Annotated in this window: 9 protein-coding genes; 3 read left to right on the top strand and 6 right to left on the bottom strand. The window is 70.2% G+C overall.

Going from position 1 to position 10399, the window contains the following annotated elements; genetic code table 11:
* Nucleotides 1-271: 271 nt before the first annotated feature.
* Entirely contained in the window at nt 272-907 is a 636-nt protein-coding gene (locus ACWD38_RS09860; protein ID WP_184477323.1) for a response regulator, read from the bottom strand.
* Nucleotides 898-2109 (bottom strand): sensor histidine kinase, encoded by a 1212-nt coding sequence (locus tag ACWD38_RS09855; RefSeq protein WP_184477321.1) that lies wholly within the window; start codon nt 2107-2109, stop codon nt 898-900. Before ACWD38_RS09855 ends, ACWD38_RS09860 begins: the two co-directional genes overlap by 10 nt.
* A gap of 293 nt (nt 2110-2402) precedes the next feature.
* On the opposite strand from ACWD38_RS09855, the gene ACWD38_RS09850 reads away from it, so the two are divergent.
* Complete coding sequence (locus ACWD38_RS09850; protein WP_450123860.1) at nt 2403-3314, top strand: CPBP family intramembrane glutamic endopeptidase; 912 nt, start codon at nt 2403-2405, stop codon at nt 3312-3314.
* Between the two features lie 84 nt (nt 3315-3398).
* On the opposite strand, the gene ACWD38_RS09845 is transcribed toward ACWD38_RS09850, so the two are convergent.
* Both ACWD38_RS09845 and ACWD38_RS09840 read right to left on the bottom strand, forming a co-directional pair.
* On the bottom strand, nt 3399-4055 hold the full coding sequence (locus ACWD38_RS09845) for a VC0807 family protein (protein ID WP_450123859.1): 657 nt from the start codon (nt 4053-4055) through the stop codon (nt 3399-3401).
* 22 nt (nt 4056-4077) lie between these two features.
* Nucleotides 4078-4674, bottom strand: a complete 597-nt coding sequence (locus ACWD38_RS09840; protein ID WP_184477317.1) for a TetR family transcriptional regulator — start codon at nt 4672-4674, stop codon at nt 4078-4080.
* Nucleotides 4675-4929: 255 nt separating this feature from the next.
* On the opposite strand from ACWD38_RS09840, the gene ACWD38_RS09835 reads away from it, so the two are divergent.
* The gene (locus ACWD38_RS09835; RefSeq protein ID WP_450123858.1) at nt 4930-5796 is read left to right on the top strand and encodes an SAM-dependent methyltransferase; all 867 of its coding nucleotides are present in this window, start codon (nt 4930-4932) and stop codon (nt 5794-5796) included.
* Between the two features lie 100 nt (nt 5797-5896).
* On the top strand, nt 5897-7396 hold the full coding sequence (gene lysX / locus ACWD38_RS09830; protein ID WP_184477313.1) for a bifunctional lysylphosphatidylglycerol synthetase/lysine--tRNA ligase LysX: 1500 nt from the start codon (nt 5897-5899) through the stop codon (nt 7394-7396).
* Nucleotides 7397-7636: 240 nt separating this feature from the next.
* On the opposite strand, the gene ACWD38_RS09825 is transcribed toward lysX, so the two are convergent.
* Both ACWD38_RS09825 and ACWD38_RS09820 read right to left on the bottom strand, forming a co-directional pair.
* On the bottom strand, nt 7637-9307 hold the full coding sequence (locus ACWD38_RS09825) for a sulfatase family protein (protein WP_184477311.1): 1671 nt from the start codon (nt 9305-9307) through the stop codon (nt 7637-7639).
* A gap of 143 nt (nt 9308-9450) precedes the next feature.
* A complete protein-coding gene (locus ACWD38_RS09820) occupies nt 9451-9843 on the bottom strand; it encodes a hypothetical protein (RefSeq protein WP_184477309.1) in 393 nt (130 codons plus the stop codon).
* Between the last annotated feature and the right edge of the window lie 556 nt (nt 9844-10399).

Below are 10399 nucleotides of genomic sequence, written 5' to 3'. Positions count from 1 at the left end.
CCCAGGCGACGCGCAGCGGCACCCGGAGTTGGTGAACGGACCGTTCGACCAATCCCGTTGGACGAACGGTCCGCTCACTCCGAAACCGAACCCGCCCCAGGCGACGCGCAGCGGCACCCGGAGTTGGTGAACGGACCGTTCGACCAATCCCGTTGGACGAACGGTCCGCTCACTCCGAAACCGAACCCGCCGTACCTGGGTGAACGGAGCGTTCGTCCGATCTCGTTGGACGGACGGGCCGTTCACTCCGGGCCGCGGTGGCGGGGCGGGGTCAGGCGTTCACGTAGGTCAGGACCGCTAGGACTCGCCGGTGGCCGGTGTCGCCTGCGGGGAGGCCGAGTTTGCGGAAGATGTTGCCGATGTGCTTCGTCACCGCCCGCTCGGTCACGACCAGCGAGGCGGCGATGGTGAGGTTGTCGTGGCCTTGCGCCATCAGGTGCAGCACTTCGCGTTCGCGGGCGGTGAGCACGTCCAGCGGGGAGCGCCGGTTCATCAGCTGCGAGACCACGTCCGGGTCGAGCGCGGTGCCGCCGGCGGCGACCCGGTCGAGCGCGTCGAGGAACTCCTCGACGCGGCCCACCCGGTCTTTGAGCAGGTAGCCGATGCCGCTCGCGCCGGAGCCGAGCAGTTCGGCGGCGTAGGCGCGCTCCACGTACTGCGAGAGCACCAGCACGGGGAGCCGGGGCAGGTGTTCACGGATCGCGATGGCCGCGCGCAGGCCCTCGTCCCGGTAGTCGGGCGGCATCCGCACGTCGAGCACGGCGATGTCGGGGCGGTGTTCGAGCAGGGTCGGCACGATCTCGGGGCCGCTGGTGGCGGTGCCGACGATCTCGTGGCCCGCTGATCTCAGCAGCAGGCCGATGCCTTCGCGCAGCAGCGCGTTGTCCTCGGCGATCACTACGCGCACGGCAGCCGCACCTCGATCGTGGTTCCGCCGCCCGCCGGGCTGTCGATGCGGGCGGTGCCGTCGAGCGCGGCCACTCGGCGGCGGATGCCGAGCAGGCCGGTGCCGCCGTCCGGGTCGGCGCCGCCGCGGCCGTCGTCGCGGATGACGACGCGCAGGCTGTCGCCGTCCTCGTCGATGGTCACTTCGGCGTGCCGGGCGGTGCTGTGCTTGGTCATGTTGGTGAGCGATTCGGCGACGACGAAGTACGCGGCGGCTTCGACCGGTGCCGGTGGCCGCGCCAGCACCTCGGGCAGCCGGACCGCCACCGGGATGCTGCGGCCGTCGGCGAGCGCGTGCACGGCGCCGCCGAGGCCGCGGTCGGCGAGGATCGGCGGGTAGATGCCGCGGATGAGCCCGCGCAGCCCGCCCAGCGAATCCTCGATGCCCTCCCGAGCTTCCCGCAGCATCGCGCGAGCGGCGTCCGGGTCGGCGGTGAAGGCACGCTCGGCCAGGCCGAGCCGGACGGAGACGGCGACCAGCTGGGCTTGGACGCCGTCGTGCAGGTCGCGTTCGATGCGGCGCAGTTCGGCGCCGTGCGATTCGACTGCGTCGGTGCGCGTCTCGGTGAGCCGTTCGACCCGGGCGGCGAGCCGGGCCCGGTCGGTTGGGCGCAGCAACGAGCCGGACAGCAGGGTGAGGCCGCGCACCGCGGGCGGCAGGCCCCAGAGGTACAGGGCCGCGTAGCAGGCGGCCTGCAGGAACGGCAGCGTCAAGGCCTGCGGCCAGCTGCGCACTTCGACGAACGCGGTGACCGCGCCCGGCGGCAGCAGCCACCACCACGCGGGCATCGTCAGGCTGTACCCGACGGCGGGCGGCAGCGCGATCACGAACACGGCGACGAGGCCGCTGAGCGCCCCGTAGGAGACCAGCCACACCAGGTCCCGCCACGTCGCCGGATCGCGCGCCACGATCCGGAATCGGCGCCACCACCCGCCTCGCGGCACCTGGTACGGCGCCGGGATCCGGTGTCCGAGCACCCTGCCGACCCGCTCGCGTTCCAGGTCGGCCAGTGCGCGCACCGGTCGCACGACTTCCGGGGCCAGCGGCAGCAGGAGCAGCAGCAACGGCACCAGCGTGGCGCCGAACGCCGCGGGCAGCGCCGTGCGCAGTCCGTCGAGCAGTACCGCGGTGGCCCGCCCGCTGCGCGTGATCGCCGTTGTCATCCTGCCCCCGTGTGCGGCCGCCGTGACGTGCGACGACACCGCGGAACTCTACTCGGCGCCCCGCCGGGGGTGTAGCTGGCTACACCGCGGTTCGGGGAGCGGGAACCGCTGTGGCGCAACGGGAATCTCCCTAATCTCGAATTCGTCGGACCGGCCGGGCGATGCGTGCGGCCGGGGATTCCCCTCACCGCTCGGCGCGAACGTCCTCCCGCGCCGGAGCACGATCGCGGTCCGCACACGGACATTCGTCGTCCCGGTCCGGGGCGACGCACCTCTCGCAGGAAGGAACCGTCGTGGTCATCCACACCCCGGCGAACGACGAGCAGCGCCGCGCCCGCCCGGGCATCCGCGGCCTCATCGCGCGGAACCCGCTGGTCAGCTTCTTCACCCTCGCCTTCGGGCTCAGCTGGGTCGCGTGGATCCCCTACGTCTTGTCCGAGCAGGGCATGGGGTTGGTGGGCTTCCGCTTCCCCGAGGTCCTCGGCAGCCCGCAGCTGCTGGCGCTGCTGCCCGGCGCCTACCTCGGCCCGATCGCGGCCGCGTTCCTGGTCACAACCCTCAGCGATGGCCGGGACGGGGTGCGCCACTGGGTGGGCAGGCTGTTCCGGTGGAACGTGAACTGGCGCTGGTACGTGTCGCTGATCGTCGGCGTGCCGCTGCTGCTGAGCGCGGTGAGCCTGCCGTTCTCCGGCTGGCAGGTCCAGGCACCGCCGATGTGGGTGCTCGCGGCGTACCTGCCCGCCCTGGTGTTCCAGCTGCTCACGACCGGTCTGGCCGAGGAGCCGGGTTGGCGGGACTTCGCACTGCCCCGAATTCAGCCGCGGTTCGGCCCGCTGCTGGGCACCGTGATCCTCGGGGTGCTGTGGGGCGCGTGGCACCTGCCGCTGTTCCTCACCGACTGGGCCGGGTATCCGCACGTCCACTGGACGCAGCCGGTCGAGTTCGTGCTGGCGGCCGTCGTGTTCAGCTTCGTGATCACGTGGGTGTTCAACCGCACCGGCGAGAGCCTGCCGCTGGCCATGATCTTGCACGTCGGGGTGAACAACTTCTTCTCCGTGGCGTGGACGGAGATGTTCCCCGGGGTCGATCCGAGCCAGGACTCGACGCACATCCAGCTGATCGCCTGGGGAACGGTGGGCCTGGTGCTGATCGTCGCGACGCGCGGCAAGCTCGGCTACCGCGGCGAAACGACTCCGACCTCCTGAGAACGGCCGGGGTCTCCTGGAGTGAACGGACCGTTCGTCCCGTCCCGTTGGACGAACGGTCCGTTCACTCCTGCCGTGGCGTCGTCACGCCGGCGGATGCGGGACGAGTTCCGGGCCGTCGAGCCGGAGCCCGCGCCCGCGCAGGTAGGCACGCCCGCCCTTCCGCAGCGCTACGACCAGCGCCAGCAATGTGACCACCAGCAGCACGTCGTCCAGCAGCGGCACCACGTCGATCGGCAGGTAGATCGCCATCAGCACCCGCAGCGCGGCGTCGACGAGGAACGCGCATCCGCAGATCGCGGTGCCCGCCCGCAGCAACCGCCGCAGCGGAGCGGAACTCGCCCAGCTCGCCGCCCAGGCCTCGCGCTGTTCGCGATCGGACACGAGCCGGGTGCCTTCGTAGAGGAACGGCCGCCGGAAGAACAACGTGATCAGCAACCACAGCCCGAGCGCGGCCGTGCCCCAGGCGTCGCGAACCAGCAGCACCCGGGGGCTGCCCGCCACGAACGACATCCCCACCGTCAGCAGCATCGTGGCGAGCACGAAGATCGTCACTCCGCTGAGCCGCCGCTCGACGCGGATCTGCTGCACGGCCCCCGCCAGCGACAACGCGGAGCCGAGCAGCAGCGCCACCAGCTGGTCGACACCGAGCGCGCGGGCTCCGTAGAAGACGATCAGCGGCCCGATGAACTCGTACAGCATCGCGCCGGTCAGCAACCCGATCCACGGTCGTCGTCGCATCGTGTTCTCCCCCATGGACGGATCAATCCTGTTCGGTGGCGCGGGTGAAGGCGTCGACGACTTCGCGGGTGTAGCCGTCGAAGTCGAACCCCGGATCGTCGCGCAGCCGTTGGGCGGCGGCGTCGACGGCGCTGCGGATCAGCACGGCCATCGCCCGCGGGTCGAACTCGCGGAACTCCCCGGAGCTCACTCCGTTCGCGAGCATCTCTTCCAGGCTGCGCACGCTGAACTCCTGCGTGCTCGACGAGGTGTGCGGCTCGCCGGCCCCGGTGCGCAGGTGCGGCCCGATCTCCGCCAGCGCCACCAGGTCGCGCGGGTGGTCCCGCAGGAAGCGGAGGTTGGCCTGCAGGTAGGCCCGCAACCGGCCGGTGGCGGTGCTCTCCCGCTCGGTGCGTTCGTGGATGTAGCGGGCGCCCGCGTCGAAGACGTCGTGCGCGATCTGCCGGATCAAGTCGTCCTTGCCGGCGAAGTGGTAGGAGATCATCCGCGGGCTGCTCAGCCCGGCGCGTTCGGTGATGCGCGCGAACGAGGCACGCGCGTAACCCACTTCGGCGATCGTGTCGATCGCCGCCCGCACGATCTGTTCCCGCCGGGCCGTGCTCGTGATCGAGCGCTCCACGCCGCCTCCTTGATTTATCCATCTGAATAAAAGTTACCCCACGTGGATAAATCCTGGAAGCGGACCTCGCGGAAACGTCCCGCCGATGCGCCGGATACCGCAGCGGGCGATCAGCCGGGTGACGAGCCGACGCTGCGCCCGGTGGCCGATTTCGCCCTCACCGCACCGGAACGCTCGTCCCGCGACAGCGGGCGGCGCTACGCTTCCTCAAGATCATCACGATCGCCGCCCCCGTACCGAGGAGCCCCGACGAAGATGACCGACGATCAGCTCCCCGCCCCGGCGAGCTCCCGCCCGGTGCCGCCCGAGGTGGACACCTCGGTGCCCAGCGTGGCCCGGATCTACGACTACGCGGTCGGCGGCAAGGACAACTTCCGCGTCGACCGCGAGGCGACGCACGCGATGCTCGACGGCGTGCCGGACATCGTCGCCACGGCGCGCGCCAACCGGGCCTTCCTCGGCCGCGGGGTCCGGTACCTGGCCCGCGAGGCGGGGATCCGGCAGTTCATCGACTTCGGCAGCGGCCTGCCCACGCAGCTCAACGTGCACCAGGTGGCGCAGCGGGAGAACCCGGAAGGCCGGGTCGTCTACGTCGACAACGATCCCGTGGTGCTCGCGCACGGCCGGGCGCTGCTGTCGGAGGACCAGCGGACCACGGTCATCCAGGCCGACATGGCGCGGCCCGGCGCGGTGCTGGAAGACCCGGCGACGCGGCGGCTCATCGACTTCGACGAACCGGTGGCGGTGCTCTACGTGTCGGTGCTGCACTGCCTGCCCGACGAGGCGCGACCGGACCGGGCCGTCGCCGCCATGCTCGACGCGGTCCCCCGCGGCAGCCACCTGATGATGTCGCACCTGGTCAGCGACGACGCGGGCGCCGCCGACTTCCTCACCCGCTTCATGACGGAGCAGACCACGTGGGGCCGCGTCCGCAGCGAGGCGGAGGTCACCGCCTACTTCGACGGGCTCGACGTCGTGGCGCCCGGACTGGTCGACATCACGCGGTGGCGGCCCGACGCCGAGCAGCGGCCGGTGGACTCGCCGTTCGACCACGAGATCCCGTCCCGCCCGGAGCTGGAGGGAAAGATCTGGGAATTCGGCGGCATCGCCCGGAAGCCTTGAGCGACCGGACGTGCTCGCCGGCGACGCGCCCCGAGCAGCGCCGCCGACGCGGGACCGACACCCCGGCCAGGCTGATGAGCTGGGCCGATACCATGGCCGCGTGAGTGAAGCGGTGGACGAGAATCACGAGGACCTCCCGGAGCAGATGCGCATCCGGCGGGAGAAGCTGGACCGGCTGCGGGAGAACGGAGTCGACCCCTACCCGGTCGGCTATCCGCGCACCACCTCGATCGGTCCCGTCCGCGAGGAGCACGACGGGCTCGAACCCGACGTGGCCACCGGGGACCGTGTGTCGGTCACCGGCCGGGTGATGCTGTACCGCACCGGCGGCAAGCTGTGCTTCGCCACCATCCGCGACGACAGCGGCTCCATCCAGATCATGCTCGCGCTGGACAAGGTCGGCGCCGAGTCGCTGGACGCGTGGAAGGCCGAGATCGACCTCGGGGACCACGTCGGCATCACCGGTGAGGTGATCACCTCCAAGCGCGGCGAGCTCTCGATCATGGCCGACGAGTGGGCGCTGACCTCGAAGTGCCTGCGCCCGCTGCCGGAGAAGCACAAGGGGCTCACCGATCCCGAGGCGCGGGTGCGGCAGCGCTACGTCGACCTGATCGTCAACCCCGAGGCGCGGCAGCTGGTGCAGCAGCGCGGCAAGGCGGTGCAGGCGCTGCGCTCGGTGCTGCTCGACCGCGACTACCTCGAAGTCGAGACCCCGATGCTGCAGCAGGTGCACGGCGGCGCCACGGCCCGGCCGTTCACCACGCACATCAACGCCTACGACCTCGACCTGTACCTGCGCATCGCGCCCGAGCTGTATCTGAAGCGGCTCGTCGTCGGCGGCGTGGAGAAGGTCTTCGAGATCAATCGCAACTTCCGCAACGAGGGCGCGGACTCCACGCACAACCCCGAGTTCACGATGCTGGAGTTCTACGAGGCCTACGGCGACTACGACACGGCCGCCGAGCTCACCGCAGAACTCTTCCGGCAGGCCGCCAAGGCCGTGTTCGGCGACTTCGTGGTGCGCCACCCCGAGCACGGGGACATCGACCTGGGCGGCGAGTGGCCGTCGATCACGCTCTACGGCTCCGTCGGCGAAGCGCTCGGCACCGAGATCACCCCGCGCACGCCCGTCGAGGCGCTGCGCGAGCTGGCCGACGCGAAGGAGATCGCGTGGGACCCGTCGTGGGGTCCGGGCAAGCTGGTGGAGCACCTGTTCGAGGAGCTCGTCGAGCACACGCTGGTGGTTCCCACGTTCGTCCGGGACTTCCCGCTGGAGACGAGCCCGCTCACCCGGCAGCACCGGGACGATCCGCTGCTGACCGAAAAGTGGGACCTGATCGGGTTCGGCATGGAGCTCGGCACCGGGTTCTCCGAGCTCGTCGACCCGGTGGAGCAGCGGCGCAGGCTCACCGAGCAGTCGCTGATGGCCGCGGGCGGCGACGCCGAGGCCATGCAGCTCGACGAGGACTTCCTGCGCGCCCTCGAATACGGCATGCCGCCCACCGGCGGTGTGGGCATCGGGATCGACCGGATGCTGATGGCGTTCACCGGCAGGGGCATCCGGGACACCATCCTGTTCCCGATGGTCAAGCCGAACTGACCTCGCGGCCCAGGTGGGTGCCGTCGCACCCACCTGGCCACGCCGCTGGACGACTCCCCGAACCACGGTCCCCCGACTGGTGCTCCCCGGTGGCGAGGCCCCCGCAATTTCGCGAGAAATCGTTCACCTCCGGAGCCGTGAACTGCGGTTTCCTTGGTCCCGTCGTGCGATTTCTCGCGAAATTGCGGCAGTTGGGTGGGTGAGGTCCGGTCAGGTGAGCACGGTGCGCGGTGGTTCGGGTCAGCTCGGTTGCGGGGCCGGGGGGATCGGGTCGCCGCAGGCTTCGCCGCGGCAATCCTGCAGCTCGTCGAGGCGCCCGTCGAGGAACGCGCGCACCTCGGCGTAGCGGGCGTCGTCGTGCTTCGAAGCCAGCTCGTGCGGGTCGATCGCGAGGTCGTAGAGCTCGTGGGCCCCGCTGACGTAGCGGACGTAGAGGTAGCGCTCGGTGCGGATCGCCTCGTAGGCCGCGTCGAGCACCTGGCTGTGATCGTCGCGCGGCTTGCCCGGACCGGGCGAGGCCGTGCCGTCCTGGTCCAGGTCACCCGCTCCCGCCGCGAGCCCGACGGACACGTCCTCCGCGGGCGCCCCGGAACCGCCCGGTCCGCCCGGCCGCACCGGAGTGTGGAACGCGCCCTCCCCCGCCTCGTGCAGCAGCGGCCTGCCGGTGCGCAGCCGCGGGTCCTGCGCGAACGGCAGCAGCGACCGCCCGTCCAGCGCGAGCGTCGGTTCCGCCTGCCCGATGTCGGCGATGGTCGCGGTGAGGTCGGTGTTCGTGCTCAGCTCCCGCGCGTGCGTGCCCGCCGCGAGGCCCGGACCTCGGATCAGCAACGGCACGTGCGCGGCGGCCTCGTGCGGCAGGAACTTGCCCGTCGGCACCCGGTGCTGGCCGAAGAAGAACCCGTTGTCCGAGGCGAACAGCAGATAGGTGTTCTCCAGCTGCCCGTTCGCGCGCAGCGCGTCGACGAGCCGCTGCACCGCCTCGTCCACCGCGAGCAGCGACTCCAGCCGGAGCCGGTAGCTCTCGGTGATCTCGGTATCGGTGTTCACCGCGATCGACGGGTATTCCTGCAGGAACCGCGGCTTGTCGCTCATGTCCGCTTCGCCGTAGGACGGGTCGATCGGCACCTGCTCCTCGGAGAACGCGCCCTGGTGCCGCAACGCCGGACGCGGTCCGCGGCCCACGCGGAAGAAGTCGCCGTTGGTGGGCGCGCCGTGCACGTTCTCCCCGTGCGGGGCGAGGAAGGCCAAGCTGAGGAAGAACGGCTCACCTGCGGCGGACCGCCGGTTGATGAAGTCGATCCCCTTGTCCCGGTACACGTCGGTCTGGTACAGCGCCGGGTCCTGCACCCACGGGTCTCCGTAGGTGCGCATCGTCCCGTTCTCGTTGAGCCGGTAGCCGTACATGTCGTAGGTGGTCGGGTCCACCGATCCGCGCCATTCGTCCCAGCCCGGCGGCACGTGCGTCTCGTCGGTCTTGCCGTAGCCGTTGGGGTACTTGCCGATGTGCGAGGTGGCGTAGCCGGCGCGCTGCATCCAGACGGGCAGCGTGTTCGCCTCGTCGAGCATGTCGTAGCCGCCCAGCGGGGCCGCGTTGTGCCGCACCCCGTTGTTGTGCGCCAACTGTCCACTGAGGAAAGTCGAGCGGGACGGGCAGCACAGCGGGAACGACGCGTAGTACTCGTCGAACGTGACCCCGCCGAGCCCGAGGATCCGCTGCACGTTCGGCATGAACCGCATGCTGTCGAGCCACTGGTCGTCGGTCATCACCATGACGACGTTCGGTTTGCCCGCCGGAACCCGCGGTTGCGCGGCGGGACGCGTGGCGGTGCACCCGGCGAGCACCGCTCCGACGATCAGCAGCAGTGCCAGCGGCGCGCGAGACGATCCGGAAAAGGAGCGGAATCGGGCCATGTTCCCGTTTTCCACGGAATGCGGCGGAGAAGTCAAGATTCCGGCCGGACCAGAACACGATCAGGCGCATCTCATCGGGTAGTCCTGCACCGTTGAATCGATCCGGCTCGGCGCGTTCGCCGTTGAACGCGCGACCAGGAGAATCAGTAGCCGTCGCCGCCGAAGAACGTCTCCTCCAAGTGGTCGGCGGTGTCGGCGACCAACTGCAGCGGGTCGAGGAACTCGTTGATGTCCAGGTTCAGCAACGGCAGCGAATGCCGCAGCACCACGTGCTCGCCCATGATCACGGCACCGCACACCACGGAGGTCTCGCCGATCTCCTTGAGCAGCAGGTGCAGGTCGACGTCGGCGACCAGCCCGCACACCGAGGCGACCTGAACCCAATCCTCCTGCTTGTCCAGCACTTCGCGGCAGACCATGATGACCTGGCTGCGGTCGTCCTCGTATTCGATGAGGATTCGGATCTCGTCGCCGGTGTCCTCGATGACCCGGTATTCGGATCGGACAAATGCGGCAATGTCGTTCCACGTGGCCAAGGTGCCCCCAAGGTCGTCGATTCTGCCGCCGCGAGACTAGTGCACGCGAACACCGACCGGGAACACCACGACCGCATGATCCGGTTGCGCCGAATGCCTTGCCACGAACGGCTTTTCCACCACTCCGCGCGATCACCCCGAGCCAGGCCGGCACCACCGTCGAAGTCAACGGACCGTTCGACCAATCCCGTTGGGCGAACGGTCCGTTGACTCCACCCCCATCCGCACCGCTCGCCCGCACTGCCGAACCGAGTGAACGGACCGTTCGACCAATCCCCTTGGACGAACGGTCCGTTGACTCCGAAACCACGCGCCTCACCGCACTCTCGGCGCACCTCCGGCTCGGGTGAACGGACTCTTCGCCCAACCCCGTGGGCGAACGGTCCGTTGACTCCAACCCCACGTCCGCACCCGGACGACCGCGCTGCCGAACCAGGTGAACGGACCGTTCGACCAAACCCGTTGGGCGAACGGTCCGTTGACTCCGAACCACGTGCCTCACCGAGCGCTCGGCGCACCTCAGAACCGGGTGAACGGACCGTTCGTCCAAGCCCGT

The sequence above is a fragment of the Saccharopolyspora sp. NPDC002578 genome (assembly GCF_053592695.1).
Note: the sequence above shows the minus strand (reverse complement) of the source record. Positions and strands in the feature narration are given on the sequence as shown.